Genomic DNA, 24818 nt, shown 5'->3' on the forward strand with positions numbered 1-24818 from the left:
TCTACAAAACTTACTGCATCAAGCCACAATTCTTTTTTACTTCGTACTGAACGCTGCAGTGTGCGGTACGGAAATCGACTGCCGCCAGTACGATAGCCGATAGGAGCACGGCAGTTCCAAACAGAAAAAACACCAAGGCTCCTGTTGCTAGCTGGGCTGAGCCTGTTGCAGCAGCAGAGGCAATGAAGAACATACTTACAATAAAGATAATAATGGCGTAGTAGATTGCTTGCAGAGTATCGTGAACCCGTTTGTGATGGGCTAGCAGCTCAGGCAGTTGAAAATTTATCTGCAACAAACGCTCGCTTGTAAACTCAGGAGACTTATTGCCGCCGTGCAGCAATTCTAAATGCTCACGAGTCATTGCTCGCAAACGGTTACTGATAGAAGAATAGCGCGCGTGCAGTCCGCCCAAGAGAATGGCGCAGGCAGTCACCATCACAACTGGGGCAATAATGATTTGAATGATCTCTGCAATTGATTTGGCACTCATACAACTCCTGAGCCGCGTACACTTGAGCCCTCTAGCAGAGTAGCGTCTCAATGCAGCAACTGTAGTGGCCAAGGAACTTTTTGAGCGCTCCCCATTCGACGCCTCCCAACCTCCCCCTAGCAAGGGAAGCTGCCGTAGGCAATGGGGTCTTGTTTGTAGCTCTCATTGACTCACCTGCTTAGCCCTTTGCTTTGGCCGGTATTGAAATGGTGAGGTTGAACTAGGGATGTTGGGCGAAATAGACAGATAGGCAAATAAGGGCAAACAAGCTTGTAAGGTGCGTCTGCCTTCAAGATTGCAGCGGCTTTCGGTTAAGAGCAGAGGGCAAGTCCCTAAACAACGAAAGCCACTACAGGATTATGGGATGCAATTAGGCTCTACTGAGCGCTGGCGGCGCTGGCAGGGCGAAGCGGAGCATAGCCGAAGGTGGCGTTAGCCATGCGGCACCAGACAACTACAGACTTGAAGTTTGCCAGGTTGACACTATCGGGGATGGGGTAGCGCTGAGCCCCGTTGGAGCTATGCAATTTGCCGAGGTTCACAAAGCTGCCCTGGGTTTGATAAGACTGCGGTGGTCGGTTAGCAGACTCTAGAAGAACGTGCAAATCGGGCCCCATATTACTGGTGCTGAAAGCCCGGTCAACTTCTAGATATCGATGGCCGCCCTGTCTTACAATCCGAGCGGTGCCAGTCGTAGGAGCCTCTCCAGCAACAAAGGTGCCAGTCATGAGGGCAACTGTCTGGGTTTGGGGCTGGGTTTGGGGCTGGGTTTGGGTTTGCGCAACTGTCGCATCAGACTGAGTCAGGAGCGCAGAAGGACTAGCCACCCGAGCGGAAGTTTCCTGCACGCTTGCTGCATAACTTGACACCGAAAAAACTGAGGTTGAAATAGCAGCAACACCGAGCAGGATCAAGTGGTTTAACTTCATTAACTTCGACTCCTTAGCAGAATTTGCTGGTGGAGCTTGGACTCGGTTGTCCTTGTCGGCTCCTAGCTATAGCAAACAACCTGAAAATGAGGGCTTCCTTAGAACCGCGTTAAAGATGCAAGCGTCTTAAGCCCTGCAACCTGAGAAGCAAATTGAGCAGTAATCTGAGAAGCAACTTGAAGAGCAACCGGACTTTGCATCTGAATTAGCTTCAAACTTAATAAACAGCCAAATGGCTGCAAATAGCTGAAATGATCAAAGGCACGGCAGCAAATAACTGGCTAGTCAGCAAGCCATGTGTTAGCTTGCCTAAAAATCGCGTGTTCTGGATTGGTGCAGGATGGCCGGCTGGAAGTTCCCATTTTTCAACTTTGCTGGGAGAAAAGCGCAGAACAGCCCTGGCAGTAATACTCCTCCCCAGAGCCCACCACCAGCCACACCACCCCAAGCAGCGCCATTGTCACCGCCCGTTATGTCGGTGACTGCTCTGCAAAGAAAGATGGAGGAGGAAGAGAGGCAGCTTTATAGCTATCCCCTCAACCGGAGTGCCAAGCCTCCAGGCATACGCAAAGCCTTCAACAAAGTTGTCTGGATCGCGGTCCTGCTCGGTATTCCGGTTGGGCTAGTGTGGCTGGCAAACTTGCCTTACCCAATGGTTCGTCGCCCCGTGGCTGCAAGCGCTCCGATCCTGCTGCTGCCTAGCTACATGAGCATGGAAGACAACTACAAGCAGGCAATTGCCTCAGTTGAGCAGGCAGACCAACTGATTAGCAACGCAACCAGTCCAGCCGACCTAGATTTAGGACAACAAAAAGTTGAGCAGGCGCAAGAACATCTGGATGCGCTTCCCCTTGATTTTTTAAATGCTTGGCCTGAATACAGCTACTGGTGGTATGGTTGGCGGTTTAGCAACAGTCGGTTTAATTGGACTCGGGCCAGGGTTGCTCAACTCAAAGCTCAGGTCTTTCAAGAGAAGAATGCTCAGAATTTGCTCCTGACAAGCGACCAAGCCGTTAAGTCGGCCAAGCAACAGTATGAGCAAGCAGCAACCCCTACAGACAAGCGTTTGGCTGTTGGGGCTTGGCGTTCAGCGCTTGAGCAGTTAGAGGAAGTTCCCGGCCAAACTCTGGCTGGAAAAACTGCACAACAAAAACTCGACGCCTACCAGCGCGACTTTCAAGAGGTGGTCGGTCTGGCAGCAGGCAGTGAGCGCGTTGGCACTTTGATCTCAGCAGCACAGGAGTTTTCCTGGCAAGCGGCGAAAGCCGGTCAGAATCCACCGCATACTGTCGCTGAGTGGGAACAGGTTAGAGGTTTGTGGCAGCAAGCTATCGAGTCTCTGGACCAGATCTCTTCAGATGATTTGGCAGGCTACGCAGAAGCGCAGAGATTAATCGCACGGTACAAAACTGACTTAGGGCAAGTGGAAGTCCGGCTTCAGGAAGAACAAGAGTCAGTACAAGCTCTGGACCGAGCGAACGACCGAATTGAGCAATTACTAGCCAAGACTCCGACAGATCCTAATTCTGTGGATAGCAATCTTGTTATCAGCCAGTTGCAGGGGATTATCAACGACCTGGATAAAGTATCGAGCGGTACGACCTCCTATCTAAAGGCGCAGGAGCTTTTGCTATCGGCCAAGAATAAGCTGAAGCAATTGCAATCTCAGTAATGAGCAGAGAGCTTCATTACTCTGAGGACAAGCTTTTGCATTGCAACCAGATCTTGCGTCCAAATTAGCTTCAGGCTTACCAATGGCTGGAGTTGAAGAGGTGCGATTGGTGCTCTGAACTGTGACATCGGTGTTCTGAACTCCAGCATCGGTGCTCTGAACTGCGACATCAGTGCTCTGAACTCCGGCATCAGTGCTCTGAACTGCGACATCAGTGCTCTGAACTGCGACATCGGTGCTTCGAACTCCGGCATCAGTGCTCTGAACTCCGGCATCGATGCTTTGAACTCCGGCATCGGTGCTCTGAACTGCGGCATCGGTGCTTTGGGCTCCGACGTCGGTGCCCTATACCTCCGGCATAGATGTTCTGAATTGCGGCATAGATGTTTTGAACTGCGACATCACTGCTTAACTATCTAACTCTTCGGTATTAAGAGGCAACACTCCTAGAATTTGCGGAGAAATTGCTAGTGGTATAAGCAAAGTTCGGTAAAAGTACAGGTTAGCTCAGCCAGCTTGGGGGGCATACAAGATCTGACGGAGCAAGTTAATCCCGTCAAGCTCTCTTAATTAATTCAGGGACTGTGAGTTATGGCAATTGGGCCAATTGATAGCACCCTTTCAGCTGAAGAACTGAAAGCAGTAATGACAGGTTTGGAGCTTGTAGAACAGAATCTCTCGTGCCTAATCGGACTAACGCCTGCTGAGCGACAAAAGCTGACTAAGATGGGACGTAAGTCGCAGACCTTTGTAGGGCAGGCGTTGGCAATGGCAGCTAACTATCCAAAACTTATGCCGGGTTGTCTGGATGTGGAAGCAGCGCAGCGAGACCTGGCTCTGTTTGAGGCGCTCACACCAATCTTGCAAAGGCTTACTCAACTACAGGAGCTGGTTGGAGATACACAGATGCTGGCTGGCAGCGAGGCATATGCCTCAGCGAGACTGGCCTACCGCTCGGCCCAGTCCACAGCCAAAAGTATGGGCATGGATGGGGTGGTCAGTGAGCTATCCCTGCAATACCGCAAGGCAACCCGTAAGAGCTCGACCGAGGACAAGACTGAGAAATAGACCTCAAGCTGCACTTGTAGGCAAGAGTGGGCAAAGCAATGGATTTTGGAGTCTGCAAAGCAGTTCCACGATCCGTTGCTTTTTTATTGATTGCACAGTACAGAGCTAACTTAGGGCAGGTGGAAGTTCGTCTTCAAGCTGAACAGGACTCGGTACAAGCTCTGGATCAGGCGAAGGATCAAGTCGAGCAATTAGTGGCAAATACTCAAGCAGATCTGAATTCTGCAAATCGCAAGCTTGTTATTGGCCAATTGCAGGGAATCATCAATAGACTGGAGAAAGTATCGAGCGATGCGACCTCATATCTGGAGGCACAACAGCTTTTGCCATCAGTCAAGAATAAACTGAATCAATTTCAGCCTCAGCAATGAGCAAAGATCTTCATTACTACGAAGACAAGTTTTCTCGCTTGAATGTGAATCGCCATCGCAAGCGGGGAGTAGCTCCATACAAACCGGCTCTACTCTTGGCGGTCATCGAGTTGATCGAACAGGGATTGCTCACTCAAAATCGAGTCTTTATCTCTGCTGATTTAATCGCAACCTTCATCAAATACCGAGATCTGTTAGGACCAGAGTCTTATCAAGCAGATCTGGCCCAACCGTTCTTTTACATGAGGAGCGATGGTTTTTGGCATCTCAAAGCGCAACCTGGTTTGGAAGCAGTTGTCTCTAAAGGTGTGCTGACAACGCTCAAAAAGTTGCGAGACACAGTTCAATATGCCTATTTTGATGATGAACTTTTTAGCTTACTGAATGATTCAACGTCCAGGCATCGATTGATTCGAATTCTGGTCGTGACCTGGTTTCCTGATAGGAATCAGGAGATTGCACAACTTCTAAAAATCAACTCGTTTCAAGATTTTCAAGACCGTCTACGCGAGAAAGGTGGGGCAGTTTACGCAGTAGAAGAATTGAAGGATGAGAATAAAACCTTCGTAAGGGATGCAGCATTCCGCAAAATAGTACTACGAGCATATCAATACCAGTGTGCATTTTGCGGGTTGAAAGTAGATACCTCCCTCAACCAGAACATTGTAGACGGAGCACACATCAAGCCTTTCTCAGAATTCCGAGATGACCGAATCAATAATGGTTTATCTCTTTGCAAAAACCATCACTGGGCTTTTGATCGCGGTTGGTTCAGCATAGAGGATGACTACACGATCCTGGTTTCTAATGACTTGAGAGAAGAGTCACCCCACGCAAAGCCCATGCAAGAATTTCAGGGCGAACGAATTCTCTTACCTAACCAGGAAAACTACTTCCCCAGATCTGAAGCACTGCGTTGGCATCGAGAGAATAGATTTAATCGTGGTGAGCAGTTGTTAACGTACTAAGCAAGAGCGCCCTCAGGCTTCAACCTGAGGCTACACAAATAAAACCTGCCTATGCACAGGTAACCAGACTCTTCCTAGTCTGCGAAGGCAGACTTCGCCTGTGTAGCCGCGAATTTATTCGCCAGGTCTCTATCGGTTTCTATTCGCCAGGGTCTTCTTCGCCCTGAAGTGAGCCACCGAGATAGAGCTTAATAAACTCCTCAGCCGCCTCTGCATTAATTTTGCGCAGCGCTTCCACAATTTCTACGACATTCTCAGCAGAGGGATCTCGGTCTTCATGAACCCAGCGACCAATGTTCGAGCGGGGAAGGTTCATTGCAACTGCTAACTTGTTCTGGCTGATGCCATGCGCCTCCAGCACCTGCTTGAGGGACCTGCCTGCTTTTCCCATGCCCCTGATCGTGTCAGAGGATCATGATCGAGTAAATGTCACCGTGTCTGATGACGTTAGTGTAGAATCCTTCATGTCACCAGATGCGGTGACATCACTTCTAATAGGATAAGGCTCGATCCAGATGCATAAAAGCTTCCTGCCGGGTGCGATTGCCGCACCCCAAGTTCCCGCGTGCTCAAATAGCCCCGCCGATCCAACCCCCAGTCGAGAACCCTTAAGAATTCTGCTCATCGGTTCTCGTCAAGGCATCAAACAGACCATTCAACGGCTGCATCTTCTGCGTTTTACTGAAATTGGAGCCTGGAGCCCCGCATTACCCACCGCCATCCCAGGCGAATTAATTAGTATCTTGGTCCGTCATGTTCTCGGCGAGTGCCAAACCAGCGCTAGCAGAACCCCCTGGGTCCCCTCCTTCCTGGACATGGCCCCAACCTCAACTTCAACCGGCGAAACCATCAAGCTTTTTCTAATTGGCTCACCCAAAGCCGTCATCGAAACCATCGCCCGACTGCACCACCTAAACTTTGCTGATGCCGAAACTTGGAGCCCGCTATCTGCAACCGGCAATCCAGGCGAAGTAATGACCGTTTTAACTCGCTTATTGCAAGCCTGAGAACTTCAAAGTAACGGCACTAATCTTCAGCCAAAAGTGGATTTGACTCCAGCCAAGTCACCAAATCCTCAGCAGTTGAAAAGTCCAACAAAGCCTCAGCCAAATCCTCTAACTGGTCGAAAGACAACTGGCAAATTCGAGCTTGCAACTCATGAGATAGCGACCCCAGGAGACGAGGGAGGAGGCGCAAGATAATGTACGATGCGCCTTCCCGCTTGCCCTGTTCGAAGGCTTCCTGAAAAGCCTCCTGAAAGCTTTCCTGAAATGCCTCTTGAAAACCTTCCTGAAAGGCCTTCTGTAAGATGTCCTGGAAAATCACCGACTCTTGCAGCATTCCTTTCTGAGCCAGAAAAAAACTAGGATTGCGCTCTCAGCCAGGAACTCAAATCCTCCAACGTAGAGAAATCTAGTAGCGCCTCACCCAGAGCTTCTAACCGAGCTAGAGAGAGCTGCTGAATTTGCGCTTGTAGATCAGGGGGAAGTGAGCCCAATTGGCGAGCAAGGAGGGACAGGATAATCTTCAACTCACCTTTCTGCATACCCTGCTGCAAGCCCTTTTGCAGGATGTCCTGGTAAATCACTGACTCTTGCATAAGCTCCTCTCGAAAAACAGTACGAATCAGCTCTTTCTCAAAGCGAAGTCCCGCCAAAACCTGCGTGCAAGTCGAGATACTCTTGCGCTCAGCCGGTGCCTCGATCATAGCCACCTGAGCTGCCACTTGCTCCAGCAGAGCTTCTGGTGAATTAGTTTGCGCCAGCACAGCAAAAGGAAGCAGAGCCGGATCAGCCAGCAAAGGAGCCGGGTCTTGTTCCCACAGACGAATGACTCGATAGCCATGCCAGGTCTGCTCAACTCGGAACTCCTCCACAAAAACCAGCTCAGAGGTTGTGGGTTTGAGGAAAATCACGACCTGCTCGATTGAGCAACGATACTGGCGATACAACCTCACCCAGTAATCCAGCATGCGCAAAGGCATGTCGGCGTCAGGGCGAGTTTGGAATTCCAAATGCAGAAGTTGATTGCTAGTTTGCAGAAAGGTGAGCGCATCAGCTCGGATCGGCTCGTTGCCCAATTCAGTTTTGAGCACCCGAATGTCAGCCGCTTCAGTGGTTAGAAGCCAGCGGATAAACTGGGCAGGATACTGCTCAGCCAGATACTTACAAAGATTGTCGTAGTACAAAGGCGGCGACAGAAAACAGTTTGAGGCAACAGTATCCTCAGGCGGTGGGCAAGCTGTCCATCCCAGCAGTTGGGTATCCGCAAACAAAAACACCAGATTGCTCATAACGGTTCATAACAGGGATTGCAGTTGAAGTTCTGCTGTTAGCGCTGTACTGGAATTTCTAGAGCTAGGTGCGTAAGCTCAGGGTACGCCCCCCAGCCTGCCCCTTCCCATGCCGAATCGCCTCGCCCAATCCCCTAGCCTTTACCTGCGCAAACACGCCTTCAACCCCATCGACTGGTGGCCCTGGAGTCCTGAAGCTCTAGCTAAAGCGCAAGCTGAAGACCTGCCTATTTTCCTATCGATTGGCTACTCCAGTTGTCACTGGTGCACAGTCATGGAAGGCGAGGCCTTCTCAGACCGCGAGATCGCCACTTACATGAACAGCTATTTTCTGCCGATTAAGGTAGACCGCGAGGAGCGCCCCGACCTCGACAGCATTTATATGCAAGCCCTGCAACTAATGGTGGGGCAGGGCGGCTGGCCGTTGAATATCTTCCTGACCCCCGGTGATTTGGTGCCCTTCTACGGCGGCACTTACTTTCCAGTTGAAGCCCGTTACGGCAGGCCCGGTTTCCTCAAGGTGCTTCAGGCCCTACGCGACTACTACGACCACAAAAAAGACGAGATCCAAGAACACAAAGACCAAATTCTCTACTATCTGCACAGCGCCGCTAACCTGCCAGCCGCCCAAAGCCTGAGCGATGATCTACTGCTCGACGGACTAGCAGCCAGCGCCAAAAGCATAACCCGGTCTGGCCCCGGCCCCAACTTTCCGATGATTCCCCATGCAGCCCTGGTGCTTCAGGGTAGCCGCCTGCGACCAGCCGCCGATGACCAGCAACGCGCCATTGACCGAGGTCTGGATTTAGCTTTGGGCGGCATTTATGACCACGTGGGTGGCGGCTTCCATCGCTACACCGTAGACAACACCTGGACCGTGCCGCATTTCGAGAAAATGCTCTACGACAACGGCCAGATTGTGGAATATCTAGCGAATTTGTGGGCGTTGGGGGTCGAAGAATTAGCGTTTAAGACGGCAATCGAGGGCACTGCCCGTTGGCTGCGGCGAGAAATGACCGCGCCGGAAGGTTACTTTTACGCTGCTCAAGATGCCGATAGTTTCCAATCGCCCCAGGCAGCGGAGCCGGAAGAGGGAGACTTTTATGTCTGGAGCTACGGTGAGTTGGCAGAGTTACTGACGCACGAAGAGCTAAGCGCGCTCCAGGAAGCATTCACGGTGACGCCTAATGGCAACTTCGAGGGCAAAACTGTCCTCCAGCGCCAAACCTCTAATCCTTTATCTGAGCCAACCGATGCAGCGCTAAGCAAGCTATTCCAGAGGCGTTATGGCGAGCATGCAAACCCGGAAAGCCCATTTCCACCGGCTCGCAATAATGACGAAGCCAAGGGCAAACCCTGGCCAGGGCGAATCCCACCGGTGACCGACACCAAGATGATCGTGGCCTGGAATAGCCTGATGATTTCAGGGTTGGCCCGTGCCTATCAAGTCTTGGCAGAGCCAGTTTATTGGCAAATGGCTAGCCGCGCCGCTGATTTCATTCTCGACAAGCAATGGCTAGCAGGCCGTTTTTATCGCGTGAATTACGAAGGCACAGCGGCGGTCCCGGCTCAGTCAGAAGATTATGCACTGTTCATCAAAGCCCTACTGGATTTGCACCAAGCGGCCATTTTGCAGGACAAAGCACAGTCGAAAGGCCAAACCGATTGGTTAGACCAGGCAATTCGGGTGCAGAAAGAGTTTGATGACTTCCTCTGGGATGCAGCGGGTGGTGGCTACTTCAACACATCGGCCAATGCCAGCAGTGATTTGCTGATTCGGGAGCGATCCTATACAGACAACGCCACGCCGTCAGCCAATGGTATTGCCGTCAACAACTTGGTGCGTTTGGCACTGGTGAGCGAAGACTTGAACTATTTGGAGCGGGCAGAACAAACCCTCAAAGCCTTTGGGGAAGTGATGGCCAAAAGCCCATTGGCCTGTCCGGTTCTGTTCATGGGCTTGGATGCGTTGCACAACCACACCCTCGTACGCACCAGTACCGCTCAGCTTCCGCCGCTGCTCAGCAAGTTTTATCCCGTAACGGTATACAAAGCAGAGTCTATGCCCAGTCCAGAGGTTGTCGGTTTAGTTTGTCAGGGCTTAGCCTGTCGAGAACCCGCCCGGTCCCCAGAGCAATTAGTCCAGCAGATTAGCGACAGTCAGGTGCGCCAGAGTTAAGCTGTCATCGGGTTCATCGAACCATGAAACCATGAACAGAGCTTCTCAAACCCCTAATATTCAAGCTCTGGTTACCCGCAGCTTAGGTTTAGCGTTGAGCCTGACGATAGTTGGCATTACCCTGCTTTCCATTCTCAGCAGCAGGGGCTGGAGCCGGGTCCTTGAATTGGCCTCAAGTTTCAAGCTGCAATATCTGTTGATCAGTCTCATTCTGACGGGTTTAATCGCATTCACTCGGCAAAAGAGACTTCTATTGCTGGCTTGCCTCTGTCTTGGCATCAATGCAATGGAAATTTTGCCCTGGTATCTCCCTTCTCGGGTGGAGGCCAGAGGCGCTAGCGAATTGCGAATTTTGCTCGCCAATGTCAATACCCAAAACAAGAGCTACGACCAGGTTCTCTCATGGGTCCGGAGAGAACAGCCAGATGTTGCCGTTTTCATAGAGACCAGTGTGGCCTGGGTAAAACAGCTGAACGGGCTGACGGATCTGCTGCCCTACTCATTCAGCCGGTTCAAAGAGCGCAACTTGGGCATCGCTATCTTCAGTAAGGTTCCGCTTGAGAGGCCGTCGATCAATTGGTTTGAGGCTGAGAAAAATCCTGGTCCCAGTGTCGTTGCTAATCTGAGGCTCCAGGAGCAGACGCTGGCCTTAATTGCGACCCATCCCCTGCCACCGATCAGTCCCGATTTCTTTCAAGACCGGAACCGTCAGTTGCAGGCGATTGCCCAATACGTTCGGCAACTCAAAACCCCTGTCCTCCTTCTTGGGGATTTGAATCTAACCATGTGGTCGCCCTACTACAGAAAATTTATAGGTGAAACTGGCTTGCGCAACGCCCGTCAAGGCTTTGGTGTGCTGCCTTCTTGGCCGAGCGTGACCACCTATCCACAGGTCCCCGCTTTACTCAGCTCGTTGCTCCGGATTCCTATTGATCACTGTCTACTAAGTCCCAATCTTGGCGTAAAAACACTGCGTATTGGTCCAGAAGTAGGCTCGGATCACCTGCCCCTGTTGATCAATCTGCTGATTCCACAAGCCCCGCCAAAGCAGTCAGATACAGGGGCACTAAACGTTATTCTCTAAACGTCTTTCTAATAAGGATTAAGTACAGAACAAAAGCCCCCTGAGCAGATGGGGGCTAAGGTATCAAGGTTGTAAATATGCATTCTCCCTTATTGTTATCCAGTTGAACCGCTATATACCAGCGTATTAGATACCTGCTTTAGCAAAGAACAGTACTGATGATCAGGTGAGCCATTGGGCCAAGTCATTAGGATCTGTGTCAGGCGGAAAAATGAATAGCTCATTGCCTAGCTTCTTAACTGCATCACAGAGTTCAAGGCCCTGAATCAGGGAGCAATTCATAACTGGATTCCACCTGCCATTGAAGAAATAAACAACAATCCGGTTCAGCTTGTGCGTCTCACTAGGCAATGGACAAACCCAAGCTGCTGCATGCAGTCCTCTCAATACATCTCTAGATACATCTGTTTTACAGGCGTGTCGATGACGAAACACGACACTACACGACATTGGGATAAGGAACAACTCCGAACTGGCCGACCAATGCTAGAGGCTTAGCTCAATCTTTTTGCGCTCAATCTTTTTGCGCTCAATCTTTTTGCACTGCAAGTACTTTCGTCGTTGTCGGCTTTGATGCGCCTGAAGCGTTGACCCCATCAGGCGCAAAAATCAATTCAGCCGCTGCTTGAACCCCGATATTATGTTCAGCTGCCAGCGCTTTGCAGGTGGCATAAAACTGAGCGAACTCCTGCATGGTTTCTTCAGGGGTCTGATTCATGCGAGCTGCATAAGCCAACATCCAGGTCATGTTTTTACGAAAAACCCAGAGCTTATAAGCGTCAGAAGCATTGTCATTAGAAGAGTTATGAGTCATAGTCCAAAGCGCCATACTGTAGTGAGGGAAGTCTAAAGCTCTGGACTAGCCCTATTAAGATGGCTTTAACCAACAAAAAGCTATCCCGAGCAAGCCAGAGCTTTCATCTGTGTTGTAACTCTAGTCGTGAGGTATAGCAAGACTCTGGTACAGTAGGCAACATTTTTTAACCTGAAACAAATTTTCTAGTTTTATTAGAGTTATTAGAAACTTGCATATTTGAAATACAGAGGATAAAAGGTATAGAGTCCAACAGTCAGGTTGCTAGAGTAAGGGCATGCCTAGCTCCCGGACCTACCACGATCCACTACACGGAGCCATTACCCTCCACGGCAGTGACCCCGTCGAGGCGCTACTCATCGAGTTAATCGATACGCCTGCCTTTCAACGACTGCGGCGCATCCGGCAGCTTGATGTTGCCAGTTTTACCTTTCATGGCGCTGAGGGGTCTCGTTTCACCCACTCGTTGGGGGCAATGGCGGTGACGCGGCGGGCTTTCGATCGCTTAGCCAAGGTCTATCCAGAATTGCTGCCCCACCGCATGGTCGTTCTATGCGGCGGCTTACTGCATGACATCGGCCACAGTCCTTTCAGCCATGCCGGAGAGGAGTTTTTCGATAGTCACCACGAGTTGTGGACCTGTCGTATCGTGCAGGAGTCAGCCCCTGTACGGCAGGCCCTTGACCAGGCTCAGCCCGGACTAGCCGACCAGTTGGTGCAGCTTTACCACAAAACTTATACGCCCGCGCTCGCCTGGCAATTGGTCTCGAGCCAGCTCGATTGTGACCGTTTGGACTATCTGCTGCGCGACAGCTACTTCACCGGAGCCCAATATGGACGGCTGGATCTCGACCGCATTCTGATGGCGTTGGGTTATGACCCAGAGACGCAACGCCTGGTGGTCAGAGCCCGCAAAGGGCTTTCGGCGATTGAGCATTACCTGGTCGTGCGCTACTTCATGTACACCCAGGTCTATAACCATCCCAAAAACTTGACAGCTCGCTTTGTTTTGGGAGGCGCCTTTCGGCGCGCTCAGGTCCTATTGCAACAAAGTGAACAGGGCACGCTAGAGGCTGACTCAAACATGCGAGCCTGGCTGCAAAGCCATCCTGACCAGTTGCCCCTAGAACAATATCTGAATGCTGACGACGTGGTATTTGGCTATCACATCCATCGCTGGCAGCACCACCCAGATCCGATCCTGGCTGATCTTTGTCGTCGCTACCAGGACCGCGACTTGCTAAAGGCTTGGGATCTCAGCGACCTCAGCAACATTCAACAGCACCAGGTTCTAGAGCAAGTGCAGCGTCAATTGAGCCAGCAGGGCTTTGACCCTCACTACTACAGCAGTATCCGCACCGCCCTAACCCAAGGCTATACGCTGTACCGGCAGGGCATTGAGCTACGTACCGAGCAAGGAACGCTACGTGAAATTAGCGAACTATCCCCTTTAGTCAAAACCCTCATTCAGCCGCAACAAAGGGCTTGGCTCCTCTACCCCCGCGAGGCGAAGTTAAATCTAGAAGAGCTAGTAGGGTCTTAAGGCCTTCCTCAATTTTCTAGCCAAAAATTTTACAATTTAGCCCAGCCCAACCCAGCTCAAGCTCCAAAACCTAACCCCCAACGCCTACACCCATAAGGAGAGGAGCTGGGGGCCAGGTTCTGAGGTAATCCTGAGGGAGAGGCTATTCGTCCTCAGCAAAGATGTAGCGGTGCAGTTCACTCGGATCCGGTTCAGGACTTGCGAGGGCGAATTCTACCGCGTCCTCAATGTGGGCCTGAATTTTCTTGTCAATCGCTTTGAGCTCTTCGCCATTGGCTAACCCATGCTCGGTCAAGCGGGCTGCCAGAATTTTGATCGGGTCGCGGGCTAACCAAGCTTCCTTCTCTTCAGCAGGCCGCAGCTCATCTGGATCCGCCAAGGAATGGCCCCGGAAGCGGTAGGTGTGACACTCTAGCAGCGTCGGTCCCTCACCAGCACGGGCGCGGTCAATGGCTTCAAGCGCACGTTCGCGCACAGCCAGCACGTCCTGCCCATCCACCTCGTAGCCGGGCATGCCGAAGGCTGCGGCCTTCTTATAGATAGCCACGTCCGAAGTAGCCCGGCCGTGGGACATGCCAATCGCCCAGAGGTTGTTTTCGACCACAAAGATGATCGGCAGCTTCCAGAGCTGAGCCATGTTTAGGGTTTCAAAGAACTGCCCGTTATTAGCAGCACCATCGCCAAAGAAACAGGCTGTGACCTGATCGGCACTCGTATCACCCAGCGCCTCACGCCGATATTTGGCTGAAAAGGCTGCCCCTGCGGCTACCGGAATGCCCTCAGCAACGAAGGCATAGCCACCCAAGAAATTATGTTCCGATGAGAATATGTGCATAGAGCCACCCCGGCCCTTGCTGCAACCAGTTGCCTTACCAAACAGCTCCGCCATCACAGCTCGAGCTGGGACACCCTTACTGACCGCGTGAACGTGGTCCCGATAGGTACTAGCAACATAATCGTCAGGGCGCATGGCTTGGATGACGCCAGTCGCTACTGCTTCCTGACCGTTATAGAGATGCACGAAGCCGAACATTTTGCCTCGGTAGTACATCTCAGCGCACTTGTCTTCGAACAGACGGCCCAGAACCATGTCTTCGTAGAGACGTAGACCTTGCTCGCGGTTAATGGACAGAGCTGAGGGGGGGGACGCGATACGATCCTGGACCATAACTTGCAATCTTCTCCCGACTCACTGACAGTCTGGTTAATCTTATTTAATCAGCTAACCCAATGTACCCCAGATCCTGAAGTCTCCCGGTGCTTAGCTGTCCTGGTACTTAGCTGTCCAGATGCTCAGCAGTTGAGGCTGACTAGCTAGGCCTGGGGGTTCACCCGTACGTTTTTGCAAATCTAGAGTAGAGAAACGCCAGATTTAGGTACACTCCACGCTTAAAATATCCAGGGGTGTCTTTACTCAGACTGACTCATGGCCCGAAATGCCGGGTGTATGATGAGTGCAATTTCCCTGCTCACTTGTTGCTGCTGAGGACGTGGACCTGTGCGCATCCCGCTTGATTATTACAGAATTCTAGGATTGCCAGCTCAAGCCACGCCCGAGCAATTGCAGCAGGCTCACCGCGACCGCTCGGCTCAACTGCCCCGGCGCGAATATTCAGACTCGGCCATCTCAGCGCGTCGCCAATTGCTCGACCAGGCTTATGGCGTTCTTTTCGATCCAGAGCAGCGACGGGGCTACGATGCGGAGATCGGAGCTGGGGGGCGAGAGCCAATCATCGGCGAGGCTAGCCTGGGGACCCCTACTCCTGGTGTGCCTAGCCTGGAGATTCGCGATGATTTGATGCCGGGCGCACTCCTGCTACTGCTGGAGTTGGGCGAATACGAGTTAGTTCTGCGTCTGGGTCAGGCTTGTCTGGTACCCGGCTCTGATTTTGCAGCCCCCACTCAGGGCAGCGGTAAACGGAACGACCCGGATGTCGTTTTGACCTTGGCTCTGGCTTCCTTGGAATTGGGCCGTGAGCACTGGCAACAGGGCAAGTACGAAGCCGCCGCCGCTGCTCTCCAGCAAGGGCAGGATTTGCTGCTGCGGGAGGGACTCTTTGCTAGCGTTCGCGGCGAGATCCAAGCCGAGCTCTACAAGCTGCGTCCTTACCGCATTCTGGAGCTTCTAGCCCTAGCGCCCGAACAAAATCCCCGCGAGCGCCAACGTGGGTTGCTGCTGTTGCAGGAGATGTTGGAGGAGCGAGGCGGCATCGACGGCACGGGCAATGACCGCTCTGGCCTCGGCATTGATGATTTTCTGCGCTTCATCCAGCAGTTGCGCAGCTACCTCAGCGCTGCCGAGCAACAGGCTTTATTTGAAGACGAAGCACGTCGGCCTTCGGCAGTCGCGACCTATCTGGCAGTCTATGCCTTACTAGCTCGGGGCTTTGCCCAGCGGCAACCGGCTTTGATTCGCCGGGCACGGGGCATGCTAGTGCGCCTGGGACAACGCCAAGATGTGCATTTGGAACAGGCCGTTTGTGCTTTGTTGCTGGGGCAAACCGAAGAAGCCAGCCGCAGCCTGGAACTCAGTCGTGAATACAAGCCCCTGGCCTTTATCCGGCAGCATTCACAGGGCTCACCCGACCTGTTGCCCGGCCTGTGTCTCTATGCAGAGCGTTGGCTTCAGGATGAGGTCTTTCCACATTTCCGCGATCTCTCCCAGCAACGGGCTGCGCTGAAGGATTACTTTGCAGATGACCAGGTGCAGAGCTACTTAGAGGCGTTACCCCTCTCTTCGGACAGCGACCCCGACTGGGCAGTCTTGCACAACAGTACGCGTCCAGAATTTACTCGTCCAATAGAAAATCTGGCAGCCGGAGCCGTTACGGCTAATCGGCTCAGCAATATTAGTACGGCAACCCTCAGTCCCCCGCCCCGCAGTATTGATGCTCCCCGGGAAAATGGCAGCAGGGAAAACAGCAGCAACCGGGCTAACCCGACCAAAGAACCCTTGGCCGTCCGCGAGCGCGGCAATAATAGCTATGAATTGCCCAGTGCGACCGATCTGCCGCCACGACGACCCAGAGGCGGGGCAGCACTGGCAGAGCGTCCGCTAGGTGACCGGACTGGTAGCCCCTCTGCTGGGCGTCGTTCCGGCGGTGGACGGCGTCTGCAACCGCTGCGGGTTCTGATCTTGGTGACGGGGGCGTTGCTGTTGTTAGGGGGTGGGGCTTGGGCTCTGCAAGCTGCGTACCGCGCTGTGTTCAAGCCTGGGCAGACGACCGGCGGTGATGAACCGAGCGTTTATCTAGAGCGCCCGGTCCTGCCGATTGCAGCAGCAGACGGCACAGCTCCAGCAGGCGTAGCAGTCAATGCAGACCGGTTCGACGCAACAGTAGCTGAGCAGCTGATTCAGAACTGGCAGGCATCCAAGGCCAGGGCAATGGGGCCAGAGCATGAGATTCCGGCGCTAGACGCGATCCTGGTTGATCCCAGCCTGTCTGACTGGCGAGGCAAGGCAACCACACTTAAGGATGACAACGCCTACTGGCAGTACGAGCTGAAGCGGATCGACATCGAGCAAATCGAAGTGAACGACCAACCGGTGCCGCTAGATGGCAGTGCCGCCAGTCCTACACCTGGTGGGCTAGAAGCGACCGAAGCGGCTGACCCAGCCAGCCCCACACCTGATGCAGGACTCGCTTCACCTGGGCTTGATGCGCCTGAGACAGCTCAAACGCCCACCATTGAACTCACGCCCCCTGCTGTTGAACCAGCGCCCACCGCAACAGCAGCAATAGACGGCGACACGGCTCGGGTCATTGCATTAGTGGGCGAGTCCCGTCGCTATTTTGCCAACGGCACCGAGGATGAAAGTCTGGCAGCAGACAGCGAATACCGCGTCGAGTATGAGTTTGTGCGGCAGGGTGGCAAGTGGCTGATCCGTACAGCCCAGGCGCTGGAGTAGGAATGGCCTATGAAGCTGTCTGAATTAGCGGCTCACCTGGATTGTCCTTTTACCGGTGAGCCGGACCGCGAGATTATAGGTGTCGCTGCTTTAGACCAGGCGGGTCCTGACCAACTCAGTTTTGTCGAAGATATCCGCCGCTTGAGCCAGGTGAAGCAGACCCAAGCTGGGGCTCTGTTAGTCCCTGACAACGCGCAAGTCTTAGCTCTAGTTGAAGAACGCTCGATCCCTTGTTTGCGCACGCGCACGCCACGACTTCTGTTTGCGCAAGCTCTCAACCTGTTCTACAAACCTTTTCAACCCACTGCAGTCATTCATCCCACCGCTGTCATTGATAGCAGCGTGAGCTTGGGGCGAGATGTGGCGATTGGGGCTAATGTCGTGATTCAGCCTGGCGTGGTTGTGGGCGATCAGGTCTGTATTCATCCCAACGTCACGATCTATCCTGACGTCAGGATTGGCGACCGCACCCTGCTTCACGCCAACTGTGTAATCCATGAGCGCACCCAGATCGGGGCTGACTGTGTGATTCACAGTGGGGCAGTACTGGGAGCAGAGGGTTTTGGTTTTGTGCCAACGCCACAGGGCACTTGGTTTAAGATGCCGCAATCTGGCTCGGTGGTTGTAGAAGACGAAGTCGAGATCGGCTGCAACAGCAACGTTGATCGCCCAGCAGTTGGCGAAACTCGCATTGGTCGGGGCTGCAAGCTCGACAATTTGGTGCAAGTGGGTCATGGTTGCAAAATCGGCGCCCACTGTGTGATTGCCGCTCAGACTGGCCTAGCTGGTGCTAGTGAGTTAGGGGACCATGTCGTCCTCGCGGCGCAAAGTGGCGTTGCGAACCAAGCCAAAGTGGGCAGTCGAGTTACGGCGGGTGCTCGGGCTGGCATCATGAGCGATGTTGATCCCGGCGCTATTGTTGCCGGCTATCCAGCGATTCCAAATACGGTTTGGCTGAGAGCGGTGGCAGTCTATCGACGACTACCGGAGATTTATCAGACGCTGCGGCAGCTACAGCGCCAGATCGATAGCCGTCAATAGCACCCCTCTAAGGCAGCCGTTAAGTCAGGCTCGCACCCTGGGTATCTAGGGCTAGTACCTTGGCTTGCGCCTTGACGCCTGCGCTTTGCCAGGCAGCTTGCATGACCTGGGCAACCGCCTCAGCCTGGTTAGCAGGGGCTAAAGCCAGAAGCGTCGGGCCAGCACCACTAATCACTAAGCCATAGGCCGCTGTCTTCAAGAGTTCTGTCTGCACCGCTGTTACGCCTGTAATTAGAGGCCAACGATAAGGCTGATGCAAGCGGTCCATTAGGGCAGCTCTCAGCCAATCCGAATTGCCTGTCTCCAGCGCTCGCAGGAGTAATCCTAGGTGAGCAGTATTGAAGATGGCATCAGCGCGACTCACAGTTCCAGGTAAGACGGCACGGGCTTCCCGGGTTGAGAGTTCAAAGTCTGGAATGGCAACAACTGGCACAATCGAGGCATGCCAGGGCACAGAGCAAATTTGCCATTGTTCATTGGCATCAGTGGCCGAGAGACAGCAGCCCCCCAGGAGAGCAGGAGCAACATTATCTGGGTGCCCCTCGATCTCAATCGCCAAATTCAATAGCTCCGACTGGTTTAAGGGCGAACCGAGCAGGGCATTAGCACCCAGCAAACCGCCAATAATGGCAGTTGCAGAACTGCCTAAGCCTCGCGCCAAGGGCACACCTAAGTCGATGTACAAGCGCAAGTCTGGCAATGAGCGGCCCAGTTTGGTGGCAAGCTGAGACATAACCTGGCAGGCCAAGTTTTGACGCGGATCGCGGTTCACCCGTTCTGCCTCCAAACCTGAAACTGCCACTTCAAAGCCTGTTCCTGCTTCGCCCAGTTCAAAGGTGAAGCGATTGTAGAGTTGCAAGGCAGCACCCAGACAATCAAATCCTGGTCCCAAGTTTGCGGTTGTCGCAGGGACGCTGACACAAATACGACGAGCTTCGACCATGAGCAGTTCACGCTTCTCCAGTGAGTCTTGAGCAACCACACACCCAAAACCGTTTTCTACCTCAGGATTCGCCTAAGCTAGAATGAGCGAATGACCTGATCCGGCTGTTCCATCTACAAGGCCGTAGATTGAAATGGGTGCCGGTTTAAGTTTTGCACTTGATGGAAACAGCGAGTTGCGGCTGCAGAAGTTGTGATCCCGGCGTCTGGGTCGCCTAGGTTTTCTGTTTCCCAAACGCTCCCCCAAATGCCAGTTCTGGACGCGTGCTTGCGACTCCCTATCAGAATCCTCATGAAACGGTACGATAGTCACGACAGTTCCAATGTTCTAGAAGCTGCCCATTTGCTATCTGTCTCCACCGCAGCCTTCCCTGCTGAAGTTTCCAAGCTCGATAATGGCCTGACGCTGATTTATCAGGCGATCCCCACAACTCCAGTTGCAACTGTTGATGTCTGGGTTCGAGCGGGAGCCAGGGTTGAGCCGGTCGGTTGGTCGGGCATGGCTCACTTTCTAGAGCACATGATCTTTAAGGGCACTGAACGCCTGCAACCCGGTGAGTTTGACCGGGTGATTGAGGAGCAGGGCGGTATTACCAACGCCGCCACCAGTCACGATTACGCTCACTATTACATCACCACTGCTGCCTGTTACCTGCCGGAAACCCTGCCCTATTTGGCAGAGCTACTACTGCATGCAGCGGTTCCGGATGCAGAATTTGACCGGGAGCGGCTGGTGGTCTTGGAAGAAATCCGCCGCGCCAATGATAGCCCTGACTGGTGGGCTTATCAAAAACTGGTCAGCAACCTCTACGAATACCATCCCTACGGGCGCCCAGTCTTGGGGACTGAGGAGAGCCTGGGGAACCTGACGCCTGAGCATATGCGGGCCTTCCATCGCCGCTACTACCGGCCCGAGAATATGACGGTGGTCGTGGTGGGTGGTATCGACCGTGAGGTGGCTCTAGAACTGGTCAACCGCTCTTTTGGCAATTTTCCCAGTGCTTTGCCCGGTCAGGCTTGCCCTGATCCAGAGGCTCTTGCCTTAGGCACGCCCTTCGCAACTCAACGCACTTGCGAGACGCTGCCCCATCTAGAACAAGCTCGGTTGCTGCTGGCTTGGCAGGGACCTGATATCGAACAGGCGGTCGACAGCTATGGCTTAGATCTCATTTCCGTAATTCTGGCCGAGGGGCGCTCTTCGCGCCTGGTTGCTGAGCTGCGCGAAGATCACTCGCTCGTGCAAGGCATCAGCGCCAGTTTCTCGCTTTCTCAAGAGTCGGGGCTGTTCATGATCAGCGCCTGGTTGGAGGCCGAGCATTTAGAAGAAGCTGAACAGCGAGTTCGAAAACAGCTCGATACTCTAATCCAGGAACCCGTCTCTTTAGAGGAATTACGCCGAGCGCAACGGCTTCTGTGCAGTGACTATGCGTTTGCAACTGAGGCCCCTGGCCAAATTGCTAGCCTATATGGCTTCTACGGCACCCTCAGCCGACCAGAACTCTCTGTCCTTTACCCAGAGTTGATCCGCTGCTTTGAACCAGAAGATCTGCAAGGCTTAGCTCAACGCTACCTTTCGCCTGAGCGAGTGGTCACGACCATTGTTCAACCTGAATTTAGCCAGCCATAAGGGGACTTGCACCACCGTGAACGAGCGTACAGTCCATCGTACCGTCCTAAATAATGGCATCGTGGTGCTGGTGGTCGAAAACCCAACGGCGGACATTGTCGCTGCCCGCATTTTTAATCGAGCCGGGCAGTGGGTGGAACCCTGGGCAAAGGCCGGTCTAACCCATCTGGCCTCAGCTGTCTTGACCAAAGGAACCGCTCAGCGTTCTTCCCGCGAAATTGCTGAAGCCGTGGAGTCCGTGGGTGCAGCCCTCAGCGCCGAAGCTAACCCAGACTATTTCTTGTTGAGCTTAAAAACGGTCAGTAGTGATTTTGCTGCCATTTTTAGCTTGGCAGCTGAGCTACTGCGCTATCCAGCCTTTCCTGTTGAAGAAGTAGAACTAGAGCGCAAGCTCACGCTGCAGGCAATTCGCTCTCAGCGAGAGCAGCCATTTGCAGTGGCCTTCGATCAACTGCGTCAGGCTTTGTATGCCAAGCATCCCTATGCGCTCTCAGGTTTAGGCAACACCGAGGGTGTTCAAGCCCTCACACATGAGGATTTGAAGCAGTATCACGCTACTTGGTTTCGCCCTGACCAGACCGTTATCAGCATTGTTGGCCGCATTACGCCTGAGGTTGCACTGGCACAAGTCGAGGCTGTGTTTGGCGATTGGCAAGTGCCTGCCGAGCCTGTCCCTACTCTGCAACTCAGCCAGCCCAAGCCGCAGAACCGTTGGCAAGTCACGCCCCAGGATACGCAACAGTCCATCGTCATGCTGGGCTATCTGGCCCCACCCGTACGATCGCCCGATTTTTGTGCGTTTAAGTTGGCCAGCACCTATTTAGGCAATGGCTTGTCCAGCCGCCTATTTGTGGAGCTGCGTGAGAAGCGAGGCCTAGCCTATGAGGTTTCAGCATTCTATCCAACCCGGTTAGAGCCTTCTCAGTTTGGTACCTATATGGGTACTGCGCCGAGCAACACAGAAATAGCCCTGGATGGGCTACGCAGTGAGGTTGAGCGGCTGGCCGAACAGCCCCTGAGCCCAGAAGAACTGCAAGCGGCTCGCAGCAAATTGTTGGGGCAATATGCGTTGGGCAAGCAAACCAATGCTCAGATTGCGCAAGTGCTGGGCTGGTATGAGGTACTGGGACTGGGTCTCAGCTACGATGAGCTGTTTCCGCAGATGATCGAAGCGGTAACCGCAGCGGACATTCAGGCAGCTGTGCAGCGCTATTGCCAGTCTCCCGTCGTTTCGTTAGTCGGTCCCGCCGCCGCAGTTGAATTCAATCAGGCCACAGCCTGAAGGCAGCATGGCACAAGCAGGCAGAATCCCAGAACTGCTGGCTCCCGCTGGCGGTTATCCTCAGTTGCGCGCCGCTGTAGCAGCAGGCGCAGATGCGGTTTACTTTGGCTTGAGTGAGTTCAATGCCCGGGCTCGGGCCGTGAATTTTGCGCCTGAAGAACTGCTAGAGGTGATGGCCGAGTTGCATCGAGCGGCGATGCAAGGCTTTGTCACTCTGAATACGCTAATCTTTGATCGAGAATTGCCTCGGATGGCCCCTCTGATCGCCAGGATCGCTGAGGCTGGCGTTGATGCTGTGATTGTGCAAGATCTGGGCGTAGTCCAGCTGATCCGTGAGATCGCGCCTGACCTGCCGATTCATGCCTCGACACAAATGACGATCACCTCAGCTGAATCTGCCCTATTCGCTCAAGATCTGGGCGTCTCACGGGTGGTGCTAGCACGCGAGCTGTCTCTCAAAGAGATTGAGCAGATTGCACAAGTTCTGCAAGCGCGGGGCGGCCCAGAGCTAGAAGTATTCGTGCATGGGGCCCTGTGTGTATCCTATTCTGGCCAGTGTTTCTCTTCGGAGGGCTGGGGTGGGCGTTCGGCTAATCGGGGCGAGTGCGCTCAAGCCTGCCGCTTACCCTATGAACTCTTGTGCGATGGCGAAGTCCGGGAACTTGGCCCCTCGCAATACTTGCTCAGCCCTCAGGACTTGATGGCTCTGCTGCACATTCCAGAGCTTGTGCGCTCGGGCGTCAACTGCTTCAAGATCGAGGGCCGCCTGAAAGGGCCAGAGTACGTCGCCCTCACTGCACAGGCTTACCGCAAAGCAATCGACCAAGCTTGGGCTGGTTTACCGGTCGAGCTATCTGTCGAGGCAGAGCGGGATATCAACCAGGTGTTTTCGCGCGGCCTAACCCCTGGCTTTCTAGAAGGTGCCCGCCACCAGCGGCTGGTGCAGGGGCGAGCGCCCCGGCATCGGGGTGTCAAAGTAGGCGAGGTGATTAAAACCACGGAGCGCGGTGTTGTCGTGCAGCTGTCAATCCCGGTGAAACCTGGTGATGGCCTGGTTTTTGACCAAGCTCAACCTCAGGACCGAGAAGAAGGTGGGCGAGTCTATGCCTGCTACGAACTTAACCGGGACTTGGTCGAGCTACGTTTCGGCAAGGGTGAGGTCAATCTGCGGCGGGTTCAGCCGGGCGATTGGGTATGGCGCACTGATGACCCACAGCTACAAAAACGCCTACGGCAGCTAGCCGAGTCAGAACAAACGGCTCAGCGCATTCCATTGACCGTGAAAGTCCAGGGTCAAGAAGGCGAACCATTACAGCTCCACGTCCAGGAACCAAACCGGCCGACTGTGAGTGTGGTCGGGCGTGTGCCGTTGCAAGCAGCACGGCAGCATGGCTTAGCATCAGAACGCCTCATGCTTGAGCTAGGCAAATTAGGCGGAACCCCTTACTGGCTACAAGCGGTAGAGGTCGAGCTAGTTGGGGAGTTGTTTTATCCCTTGAGCGAATTGGCCTATCTGCGGCGAGAGGCAATTGCCAAACTGCTGGACCACCATCAGGTCCAGGGTTACGCCCTTTCGCCTAGGGAAGCTCTTAACCGTTTACGACAGGTCGTACTTACTACACCTGTTATCGAGCCTGTTTTGCCTGAGCCAACGGCACCTGAGCCGATAGTGCCAGAGCTAAAGGGGCCTGAGCTAACGGTGCTTTGCCGGACACCGCAACAAGTTGAGGCTGCCATTGAGCTAGGTGTACCAACCATCTACATTGACTATTTAGACTTCTATGGGCTTAAGCCCTCAGTGCAAGCTGTTCAAGCAGCCGGACTCAAAGCCGTTATTGCGGCGCCACGCATTCTTAAACCCAATGAAGAGCGGCTCTGGCGATTTCTATTAGGCTTGGAGCCAGAGGGTCTACTGGTCCGTAGCCTGGGGCTTTTGCAAACCTTGACAGAGCCGAGCTTTGCCCTGTCAGACCAAGTTGCCCACATGGCCTTAATCGGGGATTTCTCCTTGAATGCGGTCAACGGTATCACCGCCAAAACGCTGCTCGCCAAAGGCTTGCAAGCTCTAACCGTGAGTCACGACCTCAGCGCCAAGCAAATCCTGGATTTAGCTCGCTATGCTCCAGCCCAGCAGCTAGAGGTGATCGTGCATCATCATCTGCCGGTGTTTCATACCGAGCATTGTGTGTTTGCGCGTTTCCTCTCGACTGGCGATGACTTCACTACCTGTGGGCGTCCCTGTGAGCGGCACCAAGTCGAGTTGCGAGACCGCACAGGCTTAGCTCATCCTGTGGTTGCCGATATGGGCTGTCGCAATACAGTCTTTCATGCACAAGCCCAATCAGGGGCAGAACATCTAGCTGCCTTTCAGCACGCCGGCATCCGTCGCTTCCGGATTGAGTTAGTTCATGAGACACCTGAGCAGCTATGCAACCTGTACCCACGTTACCGTGAGGCTCTAGAAGGTCAAGTCTCTGGACGCGAACTCTGGCAGTCCCTACGTCAATCTGTCCCTCAGGGGATTACGCGTGGTTCTCTCGCCTGAAAACTTTTTTGAAATCTACGCACAGCCCAGGCTTGCCTAAAAAAGACGCTGCTATAG

The 24818-nt window shown here is 53.5% G+C and carries 22 protein-coding genes; 13 read left to right on the forward strand and 9 right to left on the reverse strand.

The window, feature by feature from the left end; translation table 11 throughout:
- Window positions 1-10: 10 nt before the first annotated feature.
- Both H6F94_RS01080 and H6F94_RS01085 read right to left on the reverse strand, forming a co-directional pair.
- A complete protein-coding gene (locus H6F94_RS01080; RefSeq protein WP_190800377.1) occupies window positions 11-493 on the reverse strand; it encodes a DUF2721 domain-containing protein in 483 nt (160 codons plus the stop codon).
- A gap of 377 nt (window positions 494-870) precedes the next feature.
- Complete coding sequence (locus H6F94_RS01085) at window positions 871-1422, reverse strand: DM13 domain-containing protein (RefSeq protein WP_190800378.1); 552 nt, start codon at window positions 1420-1422, stop codon at window positions 871-873.
- Window positions 1423-1762: 340 nt separating this feature from the next.
- Here H6F94_RS01085 and H6F94_RS01090 point away from each other — a divergent pair, with 340 nt between their 5' ends.
- A complete protein-coding gene (locus tag H6F94_RS01090) occupies window positions 1763-3094 on the forward strand; it encodes a hypothetical protein (protein WP_190800379.1) in 1332 nt (443 codons plus the stop codon).
- Here the strand turns inward: H6F94_RS01090 and H6F94_RS01095 are convergent.
- Window positions 3088-3411, reverse strand: coding sequence for a hypothetical protein (locus tag H6F94_RS01095; protein ID WP_190800380.1), 324 nt, complete (start codon window positions 3409-3411; stop codon window positions 3088-3090). The two genes, H6F94_RS01090 and H6F94_RS01095, sit on opposite strands and share 7 nt — an antisense overlap.
- A 274-nt stretch (window positions 3412-3685) precedes the next feature.
- On the opposite strand from H6F94_RS01095, the gene H6F94_RS01100 reads away from it, so the two are divergent.
- From H6F94_RS01100 to H6F94_RS01110, 3 genes are read left to right on the forward strand one after another with little or no spacing between them, the layout of a single operon-like run.
- Window positions 3686-4162, forward strand: a complete 477-nt coding sequence (locus H6F94_RS01100) for a hypothetical protein (protein ID WP_190800381.1) — start codon at window positions 3686-3688, stop codon at window positions 4160-4162.
- A gap of 26 nt (window positions 4163-4188) precedes the next feature.
- A complete protein-coding gene (locus tag H6F94_RS01105; RefSeq protein ID WP_190800382.1) occupies window positions 4189-4533 on the forward strand; it encodes a hypothetical protein in 345 nt (114 codons plus the stop codon).
- A complete protein-coding gene (locus tag H6F94_RS01110; RefSeq protein ID WP_190800383.1) occupies window positions 4530-5501 on the forward strand; it encodes an HNH endonuclease in 972 nt (323 codons plus the stop codon). Before H6F94_RS01105 ends, H6F94_RS01110 begins: the two co-directional genes overlap by 4 nt.
- 139 nt (window positions 5502-5640) lie before the next feature.
- On the opposite strand, the gene H6F94_RS01115 is transcribed toward H6F94_RS01110, so the two are convergent.
- On the reverse strand, window positions 5641-5892 hold the full coding sequence (locus H6F94_RS01115; RefSeq protein ID WP_190800384.1) for a helix-turn-helix domain-containing protein: 252 nt from the start codon (window positions 5890-5892) through the stop codon (window positions 5641-5643).
- Between the two features lie 124 nt (window positions 5893-6016).
- Between H6F94_RS01115 and H6F94_RS01120 the strand changes: the two genes are divergently transcribed.
- The gene (locus H6F94_RS01120) at window positions 6017-6508 is read left to right on the forward strand and encodes a hypothetical protein (RefSeq protein ID WP_190800385.1); all 492 of its coding nucleotides are present in this window, start codon (window positions 6017-6019) and stop codon (window positions 6506-6508) included.
- A 19-nt stretch (window positions 6509-6527) separates the two neighbouring features.
- Here H6F94_RS01120 and H6F94_RS01125 read toward each other — a convergent pair whose 3' ends face one another.
- On the reverse strand, window positions 6528-6842 hold the full coding sequence (locus tag H6F94_RS01125) for a DUF4351 domain-containing protein (RefSeq protein ID WP_190800386.1): 315 nt from the start codon (window positions 6840-6842) through the stop codon (window positions 6528-6530).
- Between the two features lie 22 nt (window positions 6843-6864).
- Window positions 6865-7794, reverse strand: coding sequence for a DUF4351 domain-containing protein (locus tag H6F94_RS01130; RefSeq protein WP_242040922.1), 930 nt, complete (start codon window positions 7792-7794; stop codon window positions 6865-6867).
- Window positions 7795-7903: 109 nt separating this feature from the next.
- Between H6F94_RS01130 and H6F94_RS01135 the strand changes: the two genes are divergently transcribed.
- The gene (locus tag H6F94_RS01135) at window positions 7904-9973 is read left to right on the forward strand and encodes a thioredoxin domain-containing protein (RefSeq protein ID WP_190800387.1); all 2070 of its coding nucleotides are present in this window, start codon (window positions 7904-7906) and stop codon (window positions 9971-9973) included.
- A gap of 31 nt (window positions 9974-10004) precedes the next feature.
- Window positions 10005-11057: an endonuclease/exonuclease/phosphatase family protein gene (locus H6F94_RS01140; protein WP_190800388.1), complete on the forward strand. Its 1053-nt coding sequence runs from the start codon at window positions 10005-10007 to the stop codon at window positions 11055-11057.
- Window positions 11058-11586: 529 nt separating this feature from the next.
- Here the strand turns inward: H6F94_RS01140 and H6F94_RS01145 are convergent.
- Complete coding sequence (locus H6F94_RS01145; RefSeq protein WP_190800389.1) at window positions 11587-11886, reverse strand: hypothetical protein; 300 nt, start codon at window positions 11884-11886, stop codon at window positions 11587-11589.
- A gap of 262 nt (window positions 11887-12148) precedes the next feature.
- Here H6F94_RS01145 and H6F94_RS01150 point away from each other — a divergent pair, with 262 nt between their 5' ends.
- Window positions 12149-13414, forward strand: coding sequence for an HD domain-containing protein (locus tag H6F94_RS01150; protein ID WP_190800390.1), 1266 nt, complete (start codon window positions 12149-12151; stop codon window positions 13412-13414).
- Window positions 13415-13556: 142 nt separating this feature from the next.
- Here H6F94_RS01150 and pdhA read toward each other — a convergent pair whose 3' ends face one another.
- Entirely contained in the window at window positions 13557-14582 is a 1026-nt protein-coding gene (pdhA, locus tag H6F94_RS01155; RefSeq protein WP_190800391.1) for a pyruvate dehydrogenase (acetyl-transferring) E1 component subunit alpha, read from the reverse strand.
- 330 nt (window positions 14583-14912) lie between these two features.
- Here pdhA and H6F94_RS33175 point away from each other — a divergent pair, with 330 nt between their 5' ends.
- Window positions 14913-17324, forward strand: a complete 2412-nt coding sequence (locus H6F94_RS33175) for an IMS domain-containing protein (RefSeq protein WP_190800392.1) — start codon at window positions 14913-14915, stop codon at window positions 17322-17324.
- Between the two features lie 9 nt (window positions 17325-17333).
- The gene (lpxD, locus tag H6F94_RS01165; RefSeq protein WP_190800393.1) at window positions 17334-18365 is read left to right on the forward strand and encodes a UDP-3-O-(3-hydroxymyristoyl)glucosamine N-acyltransferase; all 1032 of its coding nucleotides are present in this window, start codon (window positions 17334-17336) and stop codon (window positions 18363-18365) included.
- A 19-nt stretch (window positions 18366-18384) separates the two neighbouring features.
- Here lpxD and thrB read toward each other — a convergent pair whose 3' ends face one another.
- Complete coding sequence (gene thrB, locus H6F94_RS01170; protein WP_313949192.1) at window positions 18385-19347, reverse strand: homoserine kinase; 963 nt, start codon at window positions 19345-19347, stop codon at window positions 18385-18387.
- Between the two features lie 252 nt (window positions 19348-19599).
- Here thrB and H6F94_RS01175 point away from each other — a divergent pair, with 252 nt between their 5' ends.
- From H6F94_RS01175 to H6F94_RS01185, 3 genes are read left to right on the forward strand one after another with little or no spacing between them, the layout of a single operon-like run.
- Entirely contained in the window at window positions 19600-20934 is a 1335-nt protein-coding gene (locus tag H6F94_RS01175; RefSeq protein WP_190800394.1) for a M16 family metallopeptidase, read from the forward strand.
- 16 nt (window positions 20935-20950) lie between these two features.
- Window positions 20951-22216 (forward strand): M16 family metallopeptidase, encoded by a 1266-nt coding sequence (locus tag H6F94_RS01180; RefSeq protein ID WP_190800395.1) that lies wholly within the window; start codon window positions 20951-20953, stop codon window positions 22214-22216.
- Between the two features lie 7 nt (window positions 22217-22223).
- Complete coding sequence (locus H6F94_RS01185; RefSeq protein WP_199320105.1) at window positions 22224-24761, forward strand: U32 family peptidase; 2538 nt, start codon at window positions 22224-22226, stop codon at window positions 24759-24761.
- The last annotated feature ends 57 nt before the right edge of the window (window positions 24762-24818 follow it).

This window comes from Leptolyngbya sp. FACHB-261 (assembly GCF_014696065.1).
GTDB lineage: Bacteria > Cyanobacteriota > Cyanobacteriia > FACHB-261 > FACHB-261 > FACHB-261.